The organism is Pluralibacter gergoviae ATCC 33028 = NBRC 105706 (genome assembly GCF_001598855.1).
Classification (GTDB): domain Bacteria; phylum Pseudomonadota; class Gammaproteobacteria; order Enterobacterales; family Enterobacteriaceae; genus Pluralibacter; species Pluralibacter gergoviae.
In genome coordinates, this window is sequence record NZ_BCZS01000011.1 from 110,218 (window position 1) to 131,759 (window position 21,542).

At 58.3% G+C, this 21,542-nt stretch carries 16 protein-coding genes and 7 tRNA genes; 6 read left to right on the forward strand and 17 right to left on the reverse strand.

Going from position 1 to position 21,542, the window contains the following annotated elements; all coding sequences use genetic code 11:
• Positions 1–50 precede the first annotated feature (50 nt).
• From ybeY to miaB, 3 genes are all read right to left on the reverse strand, one after another.
• Positions 51–518: an rRNA maturation RNase YbeY gene (ybeY, locus tag ENGE1_RS13035; RefSeq protein WP_043085239.1), complete on the reverse strand. Its 468-nt coding sequence runs from the start codon at positions 516–518 to the stop codon at positions 51–53.
• The gene (locus ENGE1_RS13040) at positions 515–1,570 is read right to left on the reverse strand and encodes a PhoH family protein (RefSeq protein ID WP_043086712.1); all 1,056 of its coding nucleotides are present in this window, start codon (positions 1,568–1,570) and stop codon (positions 515–517) included. The genes ybeY and ENGE1_RS13040 overlap by 4 nt, the downstream gene beginning before the upstream one ends.
• A 148-nt stretch (positions 1,571–1,718) precedes the next feature.
• The gene (gene miaB, locus ENGE1_RS13045) at positions 1,719–3,143 is read right to left on the reverse strand and encodes a tRNA (N6-isopentenyl adenosine(37)-C2)-methylthiotransferase MiaB (protein ID WP_048253023.1); all 1,425 of its coding nucleotides are present in this window, start codon (positions 3,141–3,143) and stop codon (positions 1,719–1,721) included.
• Positions 3,144–3,281: 138 nt separating this feature from the next.
• On the opposite strand from miaB, the gene ubiF reads away from it, so the two are divergent.
• Positions 3,282–4,457: a 3-demethoxyubiquinol 3-hydroxylase gene (gene ubiF, locus ENGE1_RS13050; protein ID WP_045288682.1), complete on the forward strand. Its 1,176-nt coding sequence runs from the start codon at positions 3,282–3,284 to the stop codon at positions 4,455–4,457.
• A gap of 154 nt (positions 4,458–4,611) precedes the next feature.
• Here ubiF and ENGE1_RS13055 read toward each other — a convergent pair.
• From ENGE1_RS13055 to nagB, 12 genes are all read right to left on the reverse strand, one after another.
• Positions 4,612–4,686: transfer RNA gene (locus ENGE1_RS13055), tRNA-Gln, on the reverse strand.
• Between the two features lie 34 nt (positions 4,687–4,720).
• Positions 4,721–4,795, reverse strand: a tRNA-Gln gene (locus ENGE1_RS13060).
• Between the two features lie 33 nt (positions 4,796–4,828).
• Positions 4,829–4,903, reverse strand: a tRNA-Gln gene (locus ENGE1_RS13065).
• An 18-nt stretch (positions 4,904–4,921) separates the two neighbouring features.
• A tRNA-Met gene (locus tag ENGE1_RS13070) sits at positions 4,922–4,998 on the reverse strand.
• Positions 4,999–5,045: 47 nt separating this feature from the next.
• A tRNA-Gln gene (locus ENGE1_RS13075) sits at positions 5,046–5,120 on the reverse strand.
• Positions 5,121–5,143: 23 nt separating this feature from the next.
• A tRNA-Leu gene (locus ENGE1_RS13080) sits at positions 5,144–5,228 on the reverse strand.
• A gap of 8 nt (positions 5,229–5,236) precedes the next feature.
• Positions 5,237–5,313, reverse strand: a tRNA-Met gene (locus ENGE1_RS13085).
• Positions 5,314–5,520: 207 nt separating this feature from the next.
• Positions 5,521–7,185 (reverse strand): asparagine synthase B, encoded by a 1,665-nt coding sequence (asnB, locus tag ENGE1_RS13090; protein ID WP_048253024.1) that lies wholly within the window; start codon positions 7,183–7,185, stop codon positions 5,521–5,523.
• 253 nt (positions 7,186–7,438) lie between these two features.
• Positions 7,439–8,191 carry an HAD-IIA family hydrolase gene (locus ENGE1_RS13095; RefSeq protein ID WP_043085233.1) on the reverse strand — a complete coding sequence of 251 codons (753 nt, stop codon included), beginning with the start codon at positions 8,189–8,191 and terminating at the stop codon, positions 7,439–7,441.
• Positions 8,192–8,242: 51 nt separating this feature from the next.
• Complete coding sequence (gene nagC / locus ENGE1_RS13100) at positions 8,243–9,463, reverse strand: DNA-binding transcriptional regulator NagC (RefSeq protein ID WP_064360630.1); 1,221 nt, start codon at positions 9,461–9,463, stop codon at positions 8,243–8,245.
• Positions 9,464–9,467: 4 nt separating this feature from the next.
• Positions 9,468–10,622 (reverse strand): N-acetylglucosamine-6-phosphate deacetylase, encoded by a 1,155-nt coding sequence (nagA, locus tag ENGE1_RS13105; protein ID WP_043085231.1) that lies wholly within the window; start codon positions 10,620–10,622, stop codon positions 9,468–9,470.
• A 58-nt stretch (positions 10,623–10,680) separates the two neighbouring features.
• A complete protein-coding gene (gene nagB, locus ENGE1_RS13110; protein ID WP_048253026.1) occupies positions 10,681–11,481 on the reverse strand; it encodes a glucosamine-6-phosphate deaminase in 801 nt (266 codons plus the stop codon).
• A 322-nt stretch (positions 11,482–11,803) separates the two neighbouring features.
• On the opposite strand from nagB, the gene nagE reads away from it, so the two are divergent.
• The gene (nagE, locus tag ENGE1_RS13115; RefSeq protein ID WP_073971315.1) at positions 11,804–13,831 is read left to right on the forward strand and encodes an N-acetylglucosamine-specific PTS transporter subunit IIBC; all 2,028 of its coding nucleotides are present in this window, start codon (positions 11,804–11,806) and stop codon (positions 13,829–13,831) included.
• Positions 13,832–13,998: 167 nt separating this feature from the next.
• Positions 13,999–15,666: a glutamine--tRNA ligase gene (gene glnS, locus ENGE1_RS13120; RefSeq protein ID WP_045288678.1), complete on the forward strand. Its 1,668-nt coding sequence runs from the start codon at positions 13,999–14,001 to the stop codon at positions 15,664–15,666.
• A gap of 51 nt (positions 15,667–15,717) precedes the next feature.
• On the opposite strand, the gene ENGE1_RS13125 is transcribed toward glnS, so the two are convergent.
• A complete protein-coding gene (locus tag ENGE1_RS13125; RefSeq protein ID WP_043085224.1) occupies positions 15,718–16,452 on the reverse strand; it encodes an SDR family NAD(P)-dependent oxidoreductase in 735 nt (244 codons plus the stop codon).
• A gap of 219 nt (positions 16,453–16,671) precedes the next feature.
• On the opposite strand from ENGE1_RS13125, the gene ENGE1_RS13130 reads away from it, so the two are divergent.
• The 3 genes from ENGE1_RS13130 (at position 16,672) to chiQ (ending at position 20,181) form a co-directional block, all read left to right on the forward strand.
• Positions 16,672–18,015, forward strand: a complete 1,344-nt coding sequence (locus ENGE1_RS13130) for a carbohydrate porin (RefSeq protein ID WP_045288677.1) — start codon at positions 16,672–16,674, stop codon at positions 18,013–18,015.
• Positions 18,016–18,392: 377 nt separating this feature from the next.
• On the forward strand, positions 18,393–19,748 hold the full coding sequence (gene chiP / locus ENGE1_RS13135; RefSeq protein ID WP_064360633.1) for a chitoporin ChiP: 1,356 nt from the start codon (positions 18,393–18,395) through the stop codon (positions 19,746–19,748).
• A gap of 100 nt (positions 19,749–19,848) precedes the next feature.
• Positions 19,849–20,181 (forward strand): ChiQ/YbfN family lipoprotein, encoded by a 333-nt coding sequence (gene chiQ, locus ENGE1_RS13140; protein ID WP_048253028.1) that lies wholly within the window; start codon positions 19,849–19,851, stop codon positions 20,179–20,181.
• A gap of 40 nt (positions 20,182–20,221) precedes the next feature.
• Here the strand turns inward: chiQ and tcuC are convergent, their stop codons facing one another.
• Entirely contained in the window at positions 20,222–21,517 is a 1,296-nt protein-coding gene (tcuC, locus tag ENGE1_RS13145) for an MFS transporter (protein WP_048273001.1), read from the reverse strand.
• Between the last annotated feature and the right edge of the window lie 25 nt (positions 21,518–21,542).

Sequence of the window (21,542 nt, forward strand, 5' to 3'; positions counted from 1 at the left end):
CGGCGCGTAAACTCAGCAACCCGCGGCATAAATACCGGGCTGGTCACCGGTTACGCTTTCTCGGCAATGTACGGATCATCATAGCCCAGAGCAAGCATTATCTCCGTCTCCAGGCCTTCCATCTCTTCCGCTTCATCATCTTCAATATGGTCATAGCCCAGCAGGTGCAGGCTGCCGTGCACGACCATGTGCGCCCAGTGGGCTTCCAGCGGTTTTCCCTGCTCTTTGGCTTCCCGCTCAACCACCTGGCGGCAGATAACCAGATCGCCAAGCAGCGGCATCTCCATGCCCTCCGGCACCTCGAACGGGAAGGAGAGCACGTTGGTGGACTTATCCATACCGCGATAGGTCAGGTTGAGCTCGTGGCTCTCCGCCTCATCCACCAGGCGGACGGTCACTTCCGATTCCGCCTGAAAGGCCGGAACGGTGCCGTCCAGCCAGCGCTGGAATAAGGCTTCCTCCGGCAGGCCGCTGGTCTCTTCACAGGCTACCTGTAAATCTAAAATCACGGCGCTCATTTTGTGTCATGCTCCTGGGCGGCCAGCGCTTCGCGCTTGCGCTCGGCGGCGAGTTCGGCCTTGCGCTTCTGCTCCGCTTCTTCCCACGCCTCATAGGCGTTGACGATGCGGGCAACCACCGGATGGCGCACCACGTCTTCGCTGTGGAAGAAGTTGAAGCTGATTTCGTCGACGTTGGCCAGCACTTCAATGGCGTGACGCAGGCCGGACTTGGTGTTGCGCGGCAGGTCAATCTGGGTGACGTCGCCGGTGATCACCGCCTTTGAGTTAAAACCGATGCGGGTCAGGAACATCTTCATCTGCTCGATGGTGGTGTTCTGGCTCTCGTCGAGAATGATAAAGGCATCGTTCAGCGTGCGTCCGCGCATATAGGCCAGCGGGGCCACTTCAATGACGTTGCGCTCAATCAGCTTCTCGACTTTTTCAAAGCCGAGCATCTCGAACAGGGCGTCGTACAGCGGGCGCAGGTACGGGTCAACCTTCTGGCTCAGGTCACCGGGCAGAAAGCCGAGCTTTTCCCCGGCCTCAACCGCCGGACGGGTGAGCAGAATGCGGCGGATCTCCTGCTTCTCCAGGGCGTCTACCGCCGCGGCAACGGCCAGGTAGGTTTTCCCGGTCCCCGCCGGGCCGACGCCGAAGGTGATATCGTGGTCGAGAATATTGGCGATGTACTGGGCCTGGTTCGGCGTGCGCGGCTTGATCACCCCGCGCTTGGTCTTGATATTGATGGCTTTACCGTAGTCCGGCACGCTCTCGGCGCTCTGCTCCAGCACGCGGGCTTCTTTGATCGCGAGGTGGATCTGCTCCGGCTCGATGTCCTGGGTCTGGCCGCGCATCGGCGCGGTATCGACGTACAGGTCGCGCAGGATATCGGCGGCGGCGGTGACGCAGATCGGGCGTCCGGTCAGCTTAAAGTGGTTGTCGCGGCGGTTGATTTCGATACCGAGGCGGCGCTCAAGGTGCTTGACGTTGTCGTCAAACGGGCCGCAGAGGCTCAGCAGGCGCTCGTTGTCTGCGGGCTCAAGGGTAATTTCGCGGGTTTCTGTGTTCAAACTGTCCTCTTTCACGTTGCGCACGGGCGACTGCGGGTGCTGATAAAGAAATTATTCACGCCAGGGAGTGAAGGCGCAAGCGCTGCTGTTGATGTGGGGATCGGTGCGGAAAAAGCAAGGGTCCGCCCGGCCGGGCGGACCGCAGGAATTACGGCTGGTAGATACCGACGCCGATGTCGTTCTCTTTACGGGTGCGGGCGATCACCGATTCAGGCGACTCCGTCACGCGCAGGCCCATCTCCTCCTCGGTGCGCACCAGCTTGCCGCGCAGCGAGTTCGGATAGACGTCGACGATTTCAACGTCAACGAATTTGCCGATCATCTCCGGCGTGCCCTCAAAGTTCACGACCCGGTTATTTTCGGTGCGCCCGGACAGCTCCATGATGCTCTTGCGGGAGGTGCCCTCCACCAGGATGCGCTGGGTCGTGCCGAGCATCCGGCGGCTCCAGGCCATCGCCTGCTGGTTAATGCGCTCCTGCAGAATATAGAGGCGCTGCTTCTTCTCTTCTTCCGGCACATCGTCAACCATATCGGCGGCAGGCGTCCCCGGACGGGCGGAGAAGATAAAGCTGTAGCTCATGTCAAAGTTGACGTCGGCAATCAGCTTCATGGTCTTCTCGAAGTCGTCGGTGGTTTCGCCCGGGAAGCCGACGATAAAGTCGGAGCTAATCTGGATATCCGGGCGCGCGGCGCGCAGCTTGCGGATAATCGCCTTGTACTCCAGGGCGGTGTGGGTGCGGCCCATCAGGTTCAGCACCCGGTCGGAGCCGCTCTGCACCGGCAGGTGCAGGAAGCTCACCAGCTCCGGCGTATCGCGGTATACCTCGATAATGTCGTCGGTAAACTCGATCGGATGGCTGGTGGTGAAGCGGATGCGGTCAATACCGTCAATGGCCGCCACCAGGCGCAGCAGTTCGGCAAAAGAGCCGGTGCTGCCGTCGTAGTTTTCGCCGCGCCAGGCGTTGACGTTCTGGCCGAGGAGATTCACCTCGCGTACGCCCTGGGCCGCCAGCTGGGCGATTTCAAACAGGATATCGTCGCAGGGGCGGCTCACTTCCTCGCCGCGGGTATAGGGTACCACGCAGTAGGTGCAGTATTTGTTGCAGCCTTCCATAATGGATACAAAGGCGGTCGGGCCTTCGGCTTTCGGCTCCGGCAGGCGGTCAAACTTCTCGATTTCCGGGAAGCTGATGTCCACCACCGGGCTGCGATCGCCGCGCACGGAATTGATCATCTCCGGCAGGCGGTGCAGGGTCTGCGGCCCGAAAATAATGTCCACATAGTGGGCGCGTTGGCGAATGTGGTCGCCCTCCTGCGAGGCAACGCAGCCGCCGACGCCGATAATCAGCTCGGGATTTTTCTCTTTCAGCAGCCGCCAGCGGCCGAGCTGGTGGAACACCTTCTCCTGGGCTTTCTCGCGGATTGAGCAGGTGTTAAGCAGCAGCACATCCGCCTCTTCCGCCACCTCGGTCAGTTGATACCCGTGGGTGGCGTCCAGCAGATCGGCCATCTTCGATGAATCGTATTCGTTCATCTGACAGCCCCAGGTTTTAATATGGAGTTTTTTTGTCATCGACTTAGCTTTGCTCAGGGAATGCAGGGCGCATATTGTAATGCTTTGCGGCGAATGTGACCAGCGCGGGCGATGTCCGCCGCAGTATGGGAAAATTTCCGGTAAACTTAAGGGATTCAGCGTTAAGGATAATTGGCTATGAGCATAGAACAAACTGATATTGCCGTCGTCGGCGCCGGGATGGTGGGCGCCGCTCTGGCGCTGGGGCTGGCGCAGCAGGGATTTGCCGTCACGGCGATTGAGCAGAGCGCGCCCGTCGCGTTCGATCCCGCCACGCCGCCGGATGTCCGCATTTCCGCGATTAGCGCCGCCTCCGTCGGTCTGCTGCGCGGGCTCGGCGTCTGGGACGCGGTGCGGGCCATGCGCGCGCACCGCTACCGCAGGCTGGAGACCTGGGAGTGGGAGAGCGCCCACGTCAGCTTCAGCGCCGACGAGCTGAAGCTGCCGGAGCTGGGCTATATGGTGGAAAATAACGTCCTGCAGCAGGCGCTGTGGCAGGCGCTGGCGGCCCATGAAAACGTCACCCTGCGCGTACCGGCGGCCCTTGAAACGATGCGCGCCGCCGAGGGCGAGAGTCTGCTGACCTTTACCGACGGCAGCGCGCTGCGGGCAAAACTGGTCATCGGCGCCGACGGCGCCAGCTCGCAGGTGCGGCAGATGGCCGGTATCGGCACCCACGCCTGGCAGTACCCGCAGTCCTGCATGCTGATCACCGTCGCCTGCGAAGACGAACCCGGCGACAGCACCTGGCAGCAGTTCACGCCCGCCGGGCCGCGGGCGTTTCTGCCGCTGTTTGACCGCTGGGCGTCGCTGGTGTGGTATGACGCCCCGGCGCGCATCCGCCAGCTGCAGTCGCTGCCGATGGCCCGGCTCGGCGAGGAGATTGCCCGCAGCTTTCCGCAGCGGGTCGGCAAGGTGACGCCAATCGCGGCGGGCGCCTTTCCGTTAACCCGCCGCCACGCCCTGCGCTACGTCCGTCCGGGCGTGGCGCTGGTGGGCGACGCGGCGCACACCATTCATCCGCTGGCGGGGCAGGGCGTCAACCTCGGCTACCGCGACGTGGAGGCGCTGCTGGACGTGCTGGGCAACGCCCGCAGCTACGGCGAAGCCTGGGAGAGCCTGCCGGTGCTCAGGCGCTATCAGGCCCGGCGGATGGCCGATAACTATCTGATGCAGTCGGGGATGGATCTGTTCTGCGTCGGCTTCAGCAACGATCTGGCACCGGTGCGGGTGCTGCGCAACGTCGGCCTGATGGCGGCCGCGCGGGCGGGCGTGCTCAAGCGCCGGGCGCTGAAGTATGCGTTAGGACTGTAGGGCTTAAGTTCAAACCTGGATGTGCATAAAACAGTGACTGGGGACCGTAGGCCGGGCAAGCGAAGCGCCGCCCGGCAAAAGGGCGAGTCCGGCGGATAAACTGGTACGGTATTCCGGAAAACAAAAAAAGCTCGCCGAAGCGAGCTTTAGAAAGTGGCTGGGGTACGAGGATTCGAACCTCGGAATGCCGGAATCAGAATCCGGTGCCTTACCGCTTGGCGATACCCCAACAGAGATACAGTGTGCAGCATCGAGAAGAAAAGTGGCTGGGGTACGAGGATTCGAACCTCGGAATGCCGGAATCAGAATCCGGTGCCTTACCGCTTGGCGATACCCCATCAGATAACTTTTACATCGATACTGCAGAAAATTGGCTGGGGTACGAGGATTCGAACCTCGGAATGCCGGAATCAGAATCCGGTGCCTTACCGCTTGGCGATACCCCAACAGGTACTGCTGAATACTGGTGGCTACGACGGGATTCGAACCTGTGACCCCATCATTATGAGTGATGTGCTCTAACCAGCTGAGCTACGTAGCCAGAATACGTTTTCAGACCCTGCGCATGCGCAAAATCAAAGAATAAGATGGCTGGGGTACCTGGATTCGAACCAGGGAATGCCGGTATCAAAAACCGGTGCCTTACCGCTTGGCGATACCCCATCCGTGCAACGCTTACCTGGGAATGGTGCGGGAGGCGAGACTTGAACTCGCACACCTTGCGGCGCCAGAACCTAAATCTGGTGCGTCTACCAATTTCGCCACTCCCGCAAAAAAGATGGTGGCTACGACGGGATTCGAACCTGTGACCCCATCATTATGAGTGATGTGCTCTAACCAGCTGAGCTACGTAGCCATCTTTTTTCCGCGTTACCTTATCGGCGTTGCGGGGCGCATTATGCGTATTGAGCCCTGTAGCGTCAACACCTTTTTCAACGAAAAAGGCCGGAAGAGGGCTGTTTGGTTAGGTTGCGAACAGCGAGGCCGATTAATCGGCAATTATTGATTATTTCTTATAATTTCGGCACTAAAAAACAAGCGGGCCCCGAAGGGCCCGCCGCTGTTATTTGTAGGCGTCCTGGTGGACGCCGACCGCACGACCCGACGGATCGTTCATGGTTTTGAAGGCTTCGTCCCACTCGATGGCTTTCGCCGAAGAACAGGCCACGGACGGGCCGCCCGGTACGCACTCTGCGGCGCTCGGCAGCGGGAACAGCTCTTCAAAAATCTCCCGGTATAGGTAGCCTTCTTTGGAGGTCGGCGTGTTGTACGGGAAGCGGAAGGCCGCGGTTTCCAGCTGCTGATCGGAAATCTGTTTCGCCGCCACCTCTTTCAGGGTGTCAATCCAGCTGTAGCCCACGCCGTCGGAGAACTGCTCTTTCTGGCGCCACGCCACGCTTGCCGGCAGGTAGGATTCAAAGCACTCGCGCAGGATGTGCTTCTCCATTTTGCCGTTGCCGCACATCTTATCCTGCGGGTTGATGCGCATGGCGACGTCGAGGAACTTCTTATCGAGGAACGGCACGCGGGCCTCAACGCCCCAGGCGGACATCGCTTTGTTAGCGCGGGCGCAGTCGAACATATGCAGCGCCTGCAGCTTGCGCACGGTCTCTTCGTGCAGCTCTTTGGCATCCGGCGCCTTGTGGAAGTAGAGGTAGCCGCCGAACACTTCGTCGGAACCTTCGCCGGAGAGCACCATCTTGATGCCCATGGCTTTGATCTTGCGCGACATCAGGTACATCGGCGTCGAGGCGCGGATGGTAGTGACATCGTAGGTTTCGATGTGGTAAATCACGTCGCGGATGGCGTCGAGGCCTTCCTGCACCGTAAAGTGAATTTCGTGGTGCACGGTGCCGAGGTGGTTGGCCACTTCCTGCGCCGCCTTCAGGTCCGGCGAGCCTTCAAGGCCCACCGCGAAGGAGTGCAGCTGCGGCCACCAGGCTTCGGAGCGCTCCTGATCTTCAACGCGGCGGGCGGCGTATTTCTTGGTGATCGCCGAGATAACCGATGAATCCAGGCCGCCGGAGAGCAGCACGCCGTACGGCACGTCGGACATCAGATGGCTCTTCACCGACTCCTCCAGCGCTTCGCGCAGGGCGTTCTTATCGGTCACGTTGTCTTTTACCGCGTCGTAGCTGAACCAGTCGCGCTGATAGTACGAGCGGATCTCGCCGTCCTGGCTCCACAGGTAGCTGCCCGCCGGGAACTCTTTAATGGTCCGGCACACCGGCACCAGCGCCTTCATTTCCGAGGCGACATACAGGTTGCCGTGTTCGTCGTGGCCCATATACAGCGGGATGATACCGATATGGTCGCGGCCAATCAGGTAGGCGTCCTTCTCGCTGTCGTACAGCGCGAAGGCGAACATGCCCTGCAGTTCGTCAAGAAACTCCGGGCCCTTCTCCTGATAGAGGGCAAGGATCACCTCGCAGTCGGAGCCGGTCTGGAAGTGGTAGCGGTCGCCGTATTCGGCGCGCAGCGCCTGGTGGTTGTAGATCTCACCGTTAACGGCCAGCGCGTGGGTTTTTTTTTCGTTATACAGCGGCTGGGCACCGGCGTTGACGTCAACAATCGACAGGCGCTCGTGGGCGAGGATGGCTTTGTCGCTGGCGTAGATGCCGGACCAGTCCGGGCCGCGGTGGCGCATCAGGCGGGAAAGCTCCAGCGCTTTTTTACGCAGCTCAGTCGCGTCAGTCTTAATATCCAGGACACCAAAAATAGAACACATAGAAACTTCTCCGTTAAATCCGTTGCGTGTTGTTGTGCTGTTGCATGCTTATGAAAATGCCGTAAAGTGCCGCCGCAGGCAAGGGAAAAGGCGGCAGAAAAAGAAAAAGTGCAATGAGGGTTAGCGAATGATGAAAAAAACGTACGTCTGAGCTTCATCTGTTGATGATTTTCTAAAATAAGACGGTTTTTTTTAGACGATATCTTATTTTTGCCGGCAGGAAATGAAAAACCGCGCCGGGGCGCGGTTGGGTTCAGAAAATATCGATCTCGGCGACCGACGGGTAGATCCACGATGGTCGGAACGGCATGTCATCGACGTCGTCGACGGTTGAGACCCCGGAGAGCACGAGGATGGTCTCCAGCCCGGCCTGAAAGCCGGCAAGAATATCGGTGCGCAGGTTATCGCCGACGATCACCGTCTCTTCCGAGTGGGCCTGCAGCTTGTTCAGCGCGGCGCGAATGATCCACGGGCTCGGCTTGCCCACCACGAAGGGCCGACGGCCGGAGATTTTTTCGATGCCGGCGCACAGGGCGCCGCAGGCGGGGTAGAAGCCGCGGGCGTGGGTGTCGGGATTGGTGGCGATAAAGCGCGCGCCGTTGGCGACGAAGAAGGCCGCTTTGTGCATCATCTCCCAGTTAAAGGAGCGGGTCTCGCCGACGATCACGAAATCCGGATTCACGTCGGTGATGGTGAAACCGGCTTTATAGAGTTCGTGGATCAGCGCGCCTTCGCCGACCACGTAGGCTTTTTTCCCCTCCTGGCGGCGCAGGAAATCGGCGGTGGCCATCGCCGAGGTGTAAAACACGCTGTCGGGCACGTCGATGCCGGCGGTGGCAAAGCGGTTCGCCAGGTCCTGCCCGGTCTGGGAAGGGTAGTTGGTCAGACATACCAGCGGCATGCCTTTTTCCAGTACGCGGGCAACGAATTCCGGTGCGCCGGGCACGGCCACGTTATCGTGCATCAGCACGCCGTCAATATCGCAGATGATGTTCTTTAGGGTCATTTAGGGTCCGGATTTTTTTCTCAAAGGGCACAGTATACACGCCCGCGGCGCTTAACTTTCCAGCAAATGCTGCAGCAGCAGGCCATTGAGCATTGAGCGCTTCACCAGCGCGAAGGCGCCAATGGCCGAGCGGTGATCCAGTTCGGAGCGCACCACCGGCAGATTCTGGCGGAACGCCTTCAGCACCTGGGTATTGATGCAGCTTTCAATGGCCGGGAACAGCACTTTTTCGGCTTCCTTTATTTCACCGGCGATCACCACTTTCTGCGGATTAAACAGGTTGATGGCGATGGCGATGGTTTTACCCAGATAGCGGCCCACCTGCTCAATCACTTCTCCCGACAGCGGATCGCCCTTGTTGGCGGCCCGGCAGATAGTTTTGATGGTGCAGTCGTCGAGGGTCACTTTACTCTGGTAGCCCTGCTCCAGCAGGTGGCGCACCCGCTGCTCAATCGCCGCATTGGCGGCAACGGTTTCCAGGCAGCCAAAGTTACCGCAGTGGCAGCGCTCGCCGAGCGGATCGACCTGGATGTGGCCAATCTCGCCGACGTTGCCGTTGCGGCCAATAAAGATGCGTCCGCCGGAGATTATTCCCGCTCCGGTACCGCGATGCACGCGCACCAGAATGGAGTCTTCGCTGTCCTGGCTTGCGCCAAAATAGTGCTCGGCCAGCGCCAGGCTGCGGATATCGTGGCCGACGAAGCAGGTGACTTTAAAGCGCTTTTCGAGAGCAAAGACCAGGCCCCAGTTCTCGACCTGAATGTGCGGCATGTAGCGGATCACGCCGCTTTCCGGATCGACCAGCCCCGGGAGGATCACCGAAATCGCAATCAGTTCGCGAATCTTACGCTGGGTGTGCTCAATAAAGGTGGCGATGGTGTTGAGCAGGGCGTGCTCCAGGGTCTCCTGGGTACGCTCGGGCAGCGGATAGTGCTCCTCTGCCAGCACCTTGCTGCTCAGATCGTAGAGCGTCAGGGTGGTGTCGTGCCGCCCCAGCCGCACGCCGATGGCGTGAAAGTTGCGGGTTTCCGTCACGATAGAGATAGCGCGGCGGCCCCCGGTGGAGGCCTGCTGATCGACTTCTTTAATCAGCCCGCGCTCAATGAGCTGACGCGTGATTTTGGTCACGCTGGCGGGTGCCAGCTGGCTCTGCTCGGCAATCTGTATGCGCGAGATAGGGCCATGCTGGTCAATCAGGCGGTAAACGGCCGCGCTGTTAAGCTGTTTAACGAGGTCAACATTACCAATCTGAGCTTGTCCGCCTGATGTCATACTGTCAGTTACTCAAGTTAACGACCTCGTTACCATTAACGATGGTCCTGGTGATTTTATAATCGCGCGTGAAGGCGGTCAGGTTCGCCACCATGCCCGGGGCAATGCGACCCAGCGTCTTATCGACGCCGATAGCGCGGGCCGGGTAGAGCGTCGCCATGCGCAGGGCTTCATCCAGCGCCACGCCGCAGTGCTCAACCAGGTTGCGCACGCCCTCAATCATGGTGAGCGACGAACCGCTGAGGGTACCGTTTTCATCCACGCACAGTCCATTCCGGTAGTATATTGTTTTACCAGCAAAAATGAACTCCTCAATGTCGGCTCCCGCGGCGGCAGTGGCATCGGTGACCAGGCAGAGCTTATCGCCCTTCAGGCGCTTGGCATTGCGCACGTTGGCGAAATCGACGTGCAGGCCGTCAACAATGATGCCGCAGTGGAGGTCAGGCTCGTCAAAAATGGCGCCCGCCAGGCCCGGCTCGCGCCCGGAGATATAGGGCATCGCATTATAGAGATGAGTGGCGAAACGAATACCGGCGCGGAAACCGGCTTTGGCTTCAGCAAGCGTTGCATTCGAGTGCCCTGCGGAGACTACGATGCCGGCGGCGGTCAGCTTCTCAATCACTTCAGCCGGCACCATTTCCGGCGCCAGGGTCACTTTGGTGATGACGTCAGCATTCTCGCACAGTACATCCACCAGCGCCGGATCCGGTTTACGCACGAAGTCCGGATTGTGGGTGCCTTTCTTGACCAGGTTAAGCCACGGACCTTCCAGATGCAGGCCCAGCGCCTGATTAGGGTGCTTCGCCAGATACTCGCGCATCACGCGAATGCCTTGCTTCATTAATTCGTCGCTGGTGGTGATAAGCGTCGGCAGATAGCTGGTGCAGCCCGCTTTTTCGTTGGTCTTCTGCATGATTTCCAGCGTTTCAACGGTCACCGCGTCGGGGCTGTCGTTGAACTGCACGCCGCCGCAACCGTTGAGCTGGACGTCGATAAAACCGGGAGCAAGAATGGCGCCGTTAAGCGAGCGCTGTTCAATCCCGGGCGGCAGGTCGCTCTGCGGGCAGATCCGTGCGATCAGGCCATCAGCAACAACGACCGCGTGGTCATCCAGAATGTCACGACCGGTGTAGATCCGGCCCTCGGTTAGTGCATACATGTATCGACTCCCGGTGATAAAAATGCAACCGCCCCTGAAGCAGAGGCGGCGGTGTTAATTACAGACCTTTGATGTTTTCAGCTTCTAATTCGTTGAAGTACTTCAGGGTCTTCACTTTCAGCTCCATGGTGGACGGCTCGTCGCAGACCATGACGGCCTTCGGATGCAGCTGCAGGCAGCTGATGGTCCACATGTGGTTAACGTTGCCTTCTACGGCCACCTGCAGCGCCTGGGCTTTCTGATGGCCCAGTACCAGGATCATCACCTCTTCGGCATCCAGCAGCGTGCCAACGCCTACGGTCAGCGCATATTTTGGAACCTGATCGACGTCGCCGTCAAAGAAACGGGAATTGGCCACGCGGGTATCGTGGGTCAGGGTCTTGATGCGGGTGCGCGAGGCCAGCGACGAAGCCGGTTCGTTAAACGCAATATGGCCGTCGTTACCTACACCGCCCATAAACAGGTGGATTTTACCGTAAGCGCGGATTTTTTCTTCATAACGACGGCATTCTGCGTCAATGTCTGGCGCATTGCCATTCAGCAGGTTAATGTTCTCCGCCGGAATATCCACGTGGTCGAAAAAGTTGCGGTGCATAAAGCTGTGGTAGCTTTCCGGATGGTCCGCTGGCAGGCCAACGTACTCATCCATATTGAAAGTCACGACGTGCTGAAAGCTGACCTGGCCCGCTTTGTGCATTTCTACCAGCGCCTTATAGGCGGTGAGCGGCGTACCGCCGGTCGGCAGTCCCAGCACGAAAGGGCGATCGGCGGTCGGTTTAAACGCATTAATACGGTTGACGATATGACGTGCAGCCCATTTGCCGACCTGTTCAGCGGTTGCCAGGGGGATCAGTCTCATTGTTCACCTCAATAGTTAGTATAAGCGTTGGCGGATTGGCGCCTGAACTCAGTTAAGCGTAACCTGGTTTGAGCTGCTTAAGGGGCAATCCGTATCGATTTTTCGTATAATAAAATAAGTTTTCGCAGTTAGCCAGCGAGGTAGGCCAGGCAATACGATTTTTGGTGATAAAAATCACAAAAAGGATGCATTTAATTTGCGAGGCGAATTAATTTCTCGGACACTTTGCAGGCTGGTGAGAAATCGCCGGGACTACAAGGTTAGCACACTATAAAAATAGGGCTTTGACTGAGTCAGATCGGGGTCTCATAGGGGGAATAAAGTGAGTGTTCTAGGTTATTTACAAAAAGTTGGCCGCGCGCTTATGGTGCCGGTGGCCACGCTACCGGCCGCAGCCATCCTGATGGGTGTCGGCTACTGGATCGATCCTAACGGTTGGGGAAACACCAGTGCCCTGGCCGCCTTTTTCATTAAATCGGGCTCGGCGATCATCGATAATATGTCGGTACTGTTCGCCATCGGCGTAGCCTACGGTATGTCCAAAGATAAAGACGGTGCGGCGGCGCTGACCGGCTTTGTCGGTTTCCTCGTATTGACGACCCTCTGCTCGCCGGCTGCGGTGGCGATGATCCAGAAGATCCCTGCGGACCAGGTTCCTGCGGCGTTCGGTAAGATCAACAACCAGTTCGTCGGTATTCTGGTGGGGATCATCTCGGCGGAGCTCTACAATCGCTTTAGCAGCGTAGAGCTTCCGAAGGCGCTCTCCTTCTTTAGCGGACGCCGGCTGGTGCCTATCCTGACGTCGTTCCTGATGATCGTCGTGGCGTTTGTGCTGATGTATATCTGGCCGGTGATTTTCGACGGGCTGGTCAGCTTCGGCGAGCATATCCAGAAGATGGGTTCCATCGGCGCCGGCGTGTACGCGTTCTTTAACCGCCTGCTGATCCCGGTGGGTCTGCACCACGCGCTGAACTCTGTGTTCTGGTTTGACGTCGCCGGCATTAACGATATTCCGAACTTCCTCGGCGGCGCTCAGTCTATCGAAGCCGGTAAAGCGGTTGTCGGTATTACCGGTCGCTATCAGGCGGGCTTCTTCCCGATCATGATGTTCGGCCTGCCGGGTGCGGCGCTGGCGATTTACCACTGCGCGCGTCCGGAGAACAAAGCGAAAGTGCTGGGTATTATGATGGCGGGCGCCTTTGCGGCCTTCTTTACCGGTATTACCGAGCCGCTGGAGTTCTCCTTCATGTTCGTCGCGCCGGTGCTCTACTTCATCCACGCCGTGCTGACCGGGATCTCCGTCTTTATCGCCGCCAGCATGCACTGGATCGCCGGCTTCGGCTTCAGCGCAGGCCTGGTGGACATGGTGCTCTCCTCGCGTAACCCGCTGGCCACCCACTGGTACATGCTGATCCCGCAGGGCCTGGTATTCTTCGTGATCTACTATGTCGTGTTCCGCTTCGCGATCACCAAATTCAATATGATGACCCCGGGCCGTGAACTGGCGGTGACCGGCAGCGAGCTGGATGGAGAAGACGTTAACGTCAGCAGCAATGGCGAGCAGGACGTTTCCGGCCTGGCCCGTCAGTACATCGCGGCAGTGGGCGGTTCCGATAACCTGACCGGTATCGACGCCTGCATCACCCGCCTGCGTCTGAACGTTAAGGACTCCTCGCTGGTTAACGAGGCGCTGGCTAAGCGTCTGGGCGCTTCCGGCGTTATCCGCCTGAACAAAACCAGCGTGCAGATCATCGTCGGCTTCGTGGCGGAGAAAATTGCCAATGCCATGAAGACCACCGGTCCGGTTGCCGCTTCTGCAGCAGCACCGGCGGCGGCGGCACCGGCCCAGTCGGCGGCAAAACCGCAGGCGGTGCCGAACAACAGCGTCGTGGTTGAGGCTCTGGTTTCGCCGATTACCGGTGATATCGTTGCGTTCGATCAGGTGCCTGACGAAGCCTTCGCCAGCAAAGCGGTCGGCGACGGCGTAGCGGTGAAACCAACGGCGAAAACCGTCGTTTCCCCGGCTGCGGGCACCATCGTGAAAATCTTCAACACCAACCACGCGTTCTGCCTGGAAACGGCTAAAGGCGCGGAGATCGTTGTCCATATGGGTATCGACACCGTGGCGCTGGACGGCAAAGGCTTTACTCGCCTGGTGGAAGAGGGCGCCGAAGTGACGGCGGGCCAGCCTGTGCTCGAACTGGATTTGGACTTCCTCAACGCCAACGCCCGTTCAATGATAAGTCCGGTGGTGTGCAGCAACATCGACGACTTCGGCGGCCTGATTGTTAAGGCCCAGGGTCAGGTAGTTGCCGGCGAAACGCCGCTGTATGAGATTAAAGGCAAGTAAGCGTTTCTGAGTAGCGTATGCCTTAAGCGGCGGGGGAGCGATCCTCCGCCGCTTTTTTATGCAGCAAATAAGCGGCAGCGCGTTTTACTTTATATAAAGGTTGTCTCTTCGCCCGGCTTATTAGATCATACGCCGTTATATGTTATGACCGCTTTGAGGAATTCACGATGAGTGAGGCTGAAGCCCGCCCGACTAACTTTATTCGTCAGATCATTGATGAGGATCTGGCCACCGGTAAAAACACGACGGTCCATACCCGTTTTCCGCCCGAGCCGAACGGTTATCTGCACATTGGCCATGCGAAATCAATCTGCCTGAACTTCGGCATCGCGCAGGATTACCGGGGCGAGTGCAATCTGCGCTTCGATGACACCAACCCGGTGAAAGAGGATATCGAGTACGTTGATTCCATCAAGCACGACGTCGAGTGGCTCGGCTTCCACTGGGCGGGTAACGTTCGCTACTCCTCCGACTATTTCGACCAGCTGCACGCCTACGCGGTGGAACTTATCAACAAAGGCCTGGCCTACGTTGACGAACTCTCTCCGGAGCAGATCCGCGAATATCGCGGTACGCTGAAAGAGCCGGGCAAAAACAGCCCCTACCGCGATCGCAGCGTCGAAGAGAACCTGGCGCTGTTTGAGAAAATGCGCAGCGGCGGCTTCGAAGAGGGCAAAGCGTGCCTGCGCGCGAAGATCGATATGGCGTCGCCGTTTATCGTCATGCGCGATCCGGTGCTGTACCGCATTAAGTTTGCCGATCACCACCAGACCGGCAGCAAGTGGTGCATCTATCCGATGTACGACTTCACCCACTGCATCAGCGATGCGCTGGAAGGGATCACCCACTCCCTGTGCACCCTGGAGTTCCAGGACAACCGCCGCCTGTACGACTGGGTGCTGGACAATATCACCATCCCGCAGCATCCGCGGCAGTACGAATTCTCGCGCCTGAACCTGGAATATACCGTGATGTCCAAGCGCAAGCTCAACCTGCTGGTCACCGACAAGCACGTTGAGGGCTGGGACGATCCGCGTATGCCGACCATTTCCGGCCTGCGCCGCCGCGGCTACACTGCCGCATCGATCCGCGAGTTCTGCAAGCGTATCGGCGTCACCAAGCAGGACAACACCATCGAGATGGCGTCGCTGGAGTCCTGCATTCGTGAAGATCTCAACGAGAATGCCCCGCGCGCGATGGCGGTTATTGATCCGGTTAAGCTGATTATTGAAAACTACCCGCAGGGCGAAAGCGAAGTGGTCAGCATGCCGAACCATCCGAACAAGCCGGAGATGGGCAGCCGCGACGTCCCGTTCAGCGGCGAGATCTGGATCGATCGCGCGGACTTCCGCGAAGAGGCCAACAAGCAGTACAAGCGGCTGGTGCTCGGCAAAGAGGTGCGCCTGCGCAATGCCTACGTGATCAAGGCCGAGCGCGTTGAGAAAGACGCCGAAGGCAACATCACCACCATCTTCTGCTCCTACGATGCCGATACCCTGAGCAAGGATCCGGCGGACGGTCGCAAGGTGAAGGGCGTTATCCACTGGGTGAGCGCGGTGCACGCGCTGCCGGTTGAGATCCGCCTCTACGACCGCCTGTTCAGCGTGCCGAACCCGGGCGCGGAAGAGGATTTCCTGTCGGTCATTAACCCGGAATCGCTGGTGATCCGCCAGGGCTACGCAGAGCCTTCACTGAAAGCAGCGGAAGCGGGCAAAGCGTATCAGTTCGAGCGTGAAGGCTACTTCTGCCTCGACAGCCGCCTGGCAACCGCCGACAGGCTGGTGTTTAACCGCACCGTCGGCCTGCGCGATACCTGGGCGAAAATCGGCGGCTAAGTTCGCTGTTCTGCCAACGAAAAACGGCCTTCCGCAGGGAAGGCCGTTTTTTTATACGTGCTGACCGCCGTTGACGTGGATCTCGGCGCCGTTAACGTAGGCCGCGCCCTGGGTGCAGAGGAAATAGATGAGCGTGGCTACTTCTTCCGGCTTGCCGAGCCGCTGCAGGGGGACGCTCTGCTCAACGATTTGCGCGGTGCCCGGCGAGAGGATGGCGGTATCGATTTCGCCCGGCGCGATAGCGTTGACCCGCACGCCCTGGCGGCCAAACTCATGGGCCATTTCGCGGGTCAGGGCGGAGAGGGCGGCTTTTGAGGCGGCATAGGCGGCCCCGGCGAAGGGATGGACTTTGCTACCGGCAATGGAGGTGACGTTGATGACGCTGCCCTGCGCCGCCTTCAGTTCGTCAAACAGCCCGCGCGCCAGCAGCGCGGTAGAGAACAGATTGACGTTGAACACCTTGATCCAGGTGGCGTAATCGCTGTCGAGAACCCCCAGCCGCTCGCCGCCGCTGCCCTTCGGCGAGATGCCGGCATTATTCACCAGCGCATCCAGCCGGCCGCCGAGCCGGGCCTTTATTTCCGGCAGCTGTTCGCCGAGCTGGTTAATATCCTCCAGATCGAGATGAATATGGTTTAGCAGCCCTTCGGCCCAGGGGCACTCCGTGACCCAGCTCTGGCGCGAGGCGGTAAATATTTCCCAGCCCGCCGCATGGAAGTGTTTGACGGTAGCGTGACCAATTCCCCGGCTGGCACCGGTCAGTAATAATACTTTTTTATCACTCACAACTATAACTCCCGGTGCGTTATTAACTCATAAGTATAATTTACTAGTATCCATGATCATGGCGGATACGAAAGGTGACCTGTGTCATAAAAAATATCTCAACGTAATAAGAAATATTCTCGTATAAAAATTAACATTTTAATGCACTTATTCCCATTGATAACTGTGAGATGTTTCTTAATATGACGTTCCCTACTCACTCATAAAGAATAATTAACAATGAAAATACTTACATCAGTGGCAACGAAACCAGGACGCTTTATCACTCTCAGTGCACTGGCGCTTGCGCTGGGCTCAACCCACGCTTTCGCCGCCGACGCCTTCAGCTACGACTCGCCCTACATGCTCGGCGACTGGGGCGGTCTGCGCACCGATCTTGAAAAGGAAGGGGTTAAATTCTCCGTCGGCTATACCATGGAAGCGGCCTCCAACCTGGCGGGCGGCTACGATACGTCTACCACCGCGCGCTACAGCGACCAGCAGGCGTTTGGCGTAAATCTCGATCTGCAAAAGCTGCTCGACTGGAACGATACCGAATTCCAGTTCACCATCACTAACCGCGACGGGCAGAACCTCTCTGACCACGTTGCAGACCCGCGTACCGGTAGCGTCTCCTCGGTGCAGGAAGTGTACGGTCGCGGTCAGACCTGGCGTCTGACCCAGCTGTGGCTGCGCAAAGGCTTTTTCAATGACGGCCTTGATATCAAAGCCGGTCGCCTGACCGTCGGCGAGGACTTTGATAACTTTGACAGCAAGTTCCAGAACCTGGCCTTCGGCAGCGGCCAGGCGGGTAACTGGCGCGGCGACCACTGGTACAACTGGCCTGTCTCCCAGTGGGGCGCGAGGGTACGCCTCAACTTTACGCCGGAGTGGTTCTTCCAGGTCGGCTTCTACAACCAGAACCAGTACAACTACGCCCGCGGCGACGGCTTCCGCTTCGAATTCAGCCCGACCGAGGGCAACCTCGTGCCGGTCGAACTGGGCTGGAAACCGAAGCTGGGTCCGGAAGGGCTGCCGGGTAACTATCGCCTCGGCGCTTACTACTCTTCGACTAAAGATCCGGAGTACGCCACTTACCGTAACGGCAGCTTCGGCCAGGATGACAAGCACTCCTACGGCGGCTATATCCTTGCCCAGCAGCAGCTGACCAGCATGAACGGCGACGTGAGCCGCGGCCTGGGCGTGACCGTTCAGGCGGTGATGAACGACCACAAGACCTCAAAGACCGACAACTATCAGGCGATTGCTTTAACCTGGAAAGGGCCGTTCGACGCCCGCCCGCAGGATGAGATTGGCATCGGCGCGGCGCGTATTCACATCAACTCTGACTACAGCCACATGCTGCGCACCGAGAACAACGAGCACGGTATTCACGACTACGATAATCCGGCCTATCTGCCGATCCAGTCCGGCTCGGAGATGAACTATGAAGTCTATTACGATGTGCACGTCACTAACTGGATGTCGCTGCGTCCCAACCTGCAGTACGTCTCTTCGCCGGGAGCGGTCAGCAAGGTGGATGACGCCTTCGTCGGCGGCCTGACGGCAAACATTAACTTCTGATAGTTTTCCCGCCTAAAAAATCCCGGCATCGCGTCCGGGATTTTTAATGTCCTGCGTCCGGCATTCAGGAATTATTTATTTTTCACTGCGAATTAATTGTCCGTGCCTGACCGTACGCGCCGCTCGTCGTATTTCTCCTCTTTTTTACGCCTTTTGCCCACTTGCAGAGGCATAATGCGTTTGTAACAAAAAGAAAGCAAATATGTGCACCCGGTCATAATCTTGCGTTTTCGTGCTGAAAAACAATTGATAATTCGCATCGCGAAAAATAGTCTGTTCAGCACAGCAGACCGGCTTTGCCGACTGTTTTTGCATTTTTTTATTTTATCGCTGTCCGCGCTGGCGGCTGCGTTTTTAAAGTCAAAGAGGATAAACCCATGCGTACGTTCAGTGGCAAACGTAGTACGCTGGCGCTGGCTGTCGCCTGCGCCACCGCAGTCACCGGCTGGATAGCGGCCCCCCAGGCCCGTGCAGCAGGCTTTGTTGACGACTCCGTATTAACCGGCGGCATCTACTACTGGCAGCGCGAGCGCGACCGTAAAGACGTCACCGATAACGACAAATATAAAACCAACCTCAATCACTCCACCTGGAACGCCAACCTCGATTTCCAGTCCGGCTATGCCGCCGACATGTTCGGTTTCGACATTGCGGCCTTTACCGCCATTGAAATGGCGGAGAATGGCGACAGCGGGCATCCGAATGAAATCGCCTTCTCGAAAAAGAATAAAGGTTACAAAGAGGATTACTCCGGCGATAAAAGCGGGATCAGCCTCTACAAGGCCGCGGCGAAATTTAAATACGGCCCTGTATGGGCGCGCGCCGGCTATATTCAGCCGACCGGACAAACGCTGCTGGCTCCACACTGGAGCTTTATGCCCGGCACCTACCAGGGCGCCGAAGCGGGGGCCAATTTTGACTACGCCGACGCCGGGGCGCTGAGCTTCTCCTATATGTGGGCCAATCAGTATAAGGCCCCCTGGCACACCGACGTTGACCGCTTTTATCAGGCGGATAAGCACACCAAGGTGAAATATCTTCACTCTCTCGGGGCGAAGTATGATTTTAAAAATGACCTGGTGCTGGAGGCGGCATTTGGCCAGTCCGAAGGTTATGTCGATCAGTATTTTGCCAAGGCCAGCTATAAGTTCGATATTCCCGGCGGTCCGTTGACCACCAGCTACCAGTTCTACGGCGCGCGCGATAAAGAGCGCGGCCGCAACGTAAACAACATCTACGACGGCACCGCCTGGCTGCAGGGACTGACCTTCGGCTACAAGCTGGCGGAAGTGCTGGATCTGCGCCTGGAGGGCACCTGGGTCAAGGCCGACGGCCAGCAGGGCTTCTTCCTGCAGCGCATGACGCCCACCTACGCCTCGTCCAACGGCCGCCTCGATATCTGGTGGGATAACCGCTCGGACTTTAACGCCAACGGCGAGAAATCGGTCTTCTTCGGCGCGATGTACGATCTGAAAAACTGGAACATGCCGGGCTGGGCGGTGGGCGCCTCCTACGTCTACGCCTGGGACGCCAAGCCGTCGACCTGGCAGCTCAGCCCGGATGCGTACTACGACAAAAATCAGAAGATTGAGGAGTCCTCCTACAGCCTCGATGCCATGTACACCGTTCAGGAAGGGCGGGCGAAGGGGACGCTGTTCAAGCTGCACTTTACCCAGTACAACAACCACTCCAACATCCCGAGCTGGGGCGGCGGCTACGGCAACATGTTCTAGGATGAGCGCGACGTGAAGTTTATCGTTATCGCACCGTTCACCGTTTTCTGATCCCCGCTGCGGCAGGCATGAGGCCTGCCGCTCATAAGGAAATCATACTATGAAAAAACTGCTCCTTGTTGTCCTGATGGCCTCCGGGCTGGTCGCCTGTAACCAGAGCCAGGCGCCAAAGAAAGATGAAAGCCGACTCAGAGAGGCCTACAGCGCGTGCATAAATTCGGCGAAAGGCAACCCGGATAAAGTTGAGGCCTGCCAGAGCGTGCTGGAGGTGCTGAAAAAAGATGAACAGCAAAAACAGTTCGCCAGTAAAGAGAGCGTTAACGTCCTTGATTACCACCAGTGCCTCGAGGCCACCCAGCGGGCCAATGACCAGGAGGTAAAAAAGAATTGCGATAAGGTGTGGCAGGAGATCCGCAGTAATAATAATCAATAGCCGCTAACAGCACGGGCGGAGATTTTCTCCGCCCGATCGCTTAGCCCTTTTGTTCCACGGCCTGATACCCTTTACTCAGGCGCATAAATAGCATCGCCGTGGCCGACAGTCCGCACAGCGCCGCGCACATTAACCACCATCCCGGCGAGCTTTTATCGCCGGTCAGCTGCACCAGCGCGGTTGAAATCACCGGCGTCAGCCCCCCAAAAATGGCCGTTGCCAGGCTGAAGGCCAGAGAGAAACCGACGGTGCGCACGTAAACCGGCATGATCTCGGTCAGCGCAGCCACCATCGCGCCGTTGTACATCCCGAAGAAAAAAGAGAACCAGAGCAGCACGAGCGTCATGCGGGTGAAGTCGGGCGCCGCCGTCAGCCAGTGCATCGCGGGCCAGGTGGTGATCAGCGCCAGCAGCGTAATGCCCATCAGCACCGGCCTGCGCCCGATGCGATCGGAGATAGCGCCGCCAATCGGCAGCCAGATGAAATTTGAGATCCCCACCAGCATGGTGACGAGCAGACTCTCCCTGGCGCTGAGGTGCAGCACGCTTCTGCCGTAAGTGGGGGTGTAGACGGTGATAAAATAGAAGGTGGTTGTCGTCATCGCCACCAGCAGCGTGCCGGCGATGATGATGCGCCAGTTTTTCACCATGGTGGCGAAAATCTCCCGGGTATCCGGCCGGTGGTGCCGCTGTAAAAATGCTTCTGTTTCCTGCAACGAGCGGCGCAGCACAAAAATCAGCGGAATAATCATGCAGCCGATAAAGAAGGGGATCCGCCAGCCCCATTCGGCTATCTGATCGTGCCCCAGCGTCAGATTCAGGCCGTAGCCGATGAGCGCCGCGCAGACAATGGCAATTTGCTGGCTGGCGGACTGCCAGCTGGTATAGAACCCTTTATTACCGGGGGTGGCGATCTCAGCAAGATAGACCGAAACACCGCCCAGCTCCACGCCGGCGGAAAACCCCTGCAGCAGGCGCCCCAGCAGCACCAGCGCGGGCGCCAGCAGGCCGATGGTCTGATAGCCCGGCACCAGGGCAATTAACAGCGTTCCGCAGCCCATAATGGCCAGCGTCACCATCAGCCCCTTACGGCGGCCAATTCTGTCGATATACGCGCCGAGGACAACCGCGCCTATCGGACGCATCATAAAGCCGGAGCCAAAAACGGCGAAGGTCAGCATCAATGAAGCAAATTCGCTCTCACCGGGAAAAAAGGTTTTAGCGATATAGGTGGCATAAAACCCGAATAGGAAAAAATCGAACTGCTCCAGAAAGTTACCGCTCGTTACGCGCAGTATGGCGCCAAAGGTTCCCGCGCGGGATTGTTCCTGCTTCATAGGTGCGCTCCATTCTCATGTTGTT

Coding starts and splice junctions, on each gene's coding strand:
- ENGE1_RS13095 (WP_043085233.1), bottom strand. CDS start 8,191: ATGACCCTAAAGAACATCATCTGCGATATTGACGGCGTGCTGATGCAC.
- nagC (WP_064360630.1), bottom strand. CDS start 9,463: ATGACATCAGGCGGACAAGCTCAGATTGGTAATGTTGACCTCGTTAAA.
- miaB (WP_048253023.1), bottom strand. CDS start 3,143: ATGACAAAAAAACTCCATATTAAAACCTGGGGCTGTCAGATGAACGAA.
- ybeY (WP_043085239.1), bottom strand. CDS start 518: ATGAGCGCCGTGATTTTAGATTTACAGGTAGCCTGTGAAGAGACCAGC.
- tcuC (WP_048273001.1), bottom strand. CDS start 21,517: ATGAAGCAGGAACAATCCCGCGCGGGAACCTTTGGCGCCATACTGCGC.
- chiP (WP_064360633.1), top strand. CDS start 18,393: ATGCGTACGTTCAGTGGCAAACGTAGTACGCTGGCGCTGGCTGTCGCC.
- ENGE1_RS13130 (WP_045288677.1), top strand. CDS start 16,672: ATGAAAATACTTACATCAGTGGCAACGAAACCAGGACGCTTTATCACT.
- chiQ (WP_048253028.1), top strand. CDS start 19,849: ATGAAAAAACTGCTCCTTGTTGTCCTGATGGCCTCCGGGCTGGTCGCC.
- ubiF (WP_045288682.1), top strand. CDS start 3,282: ATGAGCATAGAACAAACTGATATTGCCGTCGTCGGCGCCGGGATGGTG.
- nagA (WP_043085231.1), bottom strand. CDS start 10,622: ATGTATGCACTAACCGAGGGCCGGATCTACACCGGTCGTGACATTCTG.
- nagB (WP_048253026.1), bottom strand. CDS start 11,481: ATGAGACTGATCCCCCTGGCAACCGCTGAACAGGTCGGCAAATGGGCT.
- glnS (WP_045288678.1), top strand. CDS start 13,999: ATGAGTGAGGCTGAAGCCCGCCCGACTAACTTTATTCGTCAGATCATT.
- asnB (WP_048253024.1), bottom strand. CDS start 7,185: ATGTGTTCTATTTTTGGTGTCCTGGATATTAAGACTGACGCGACTGAG.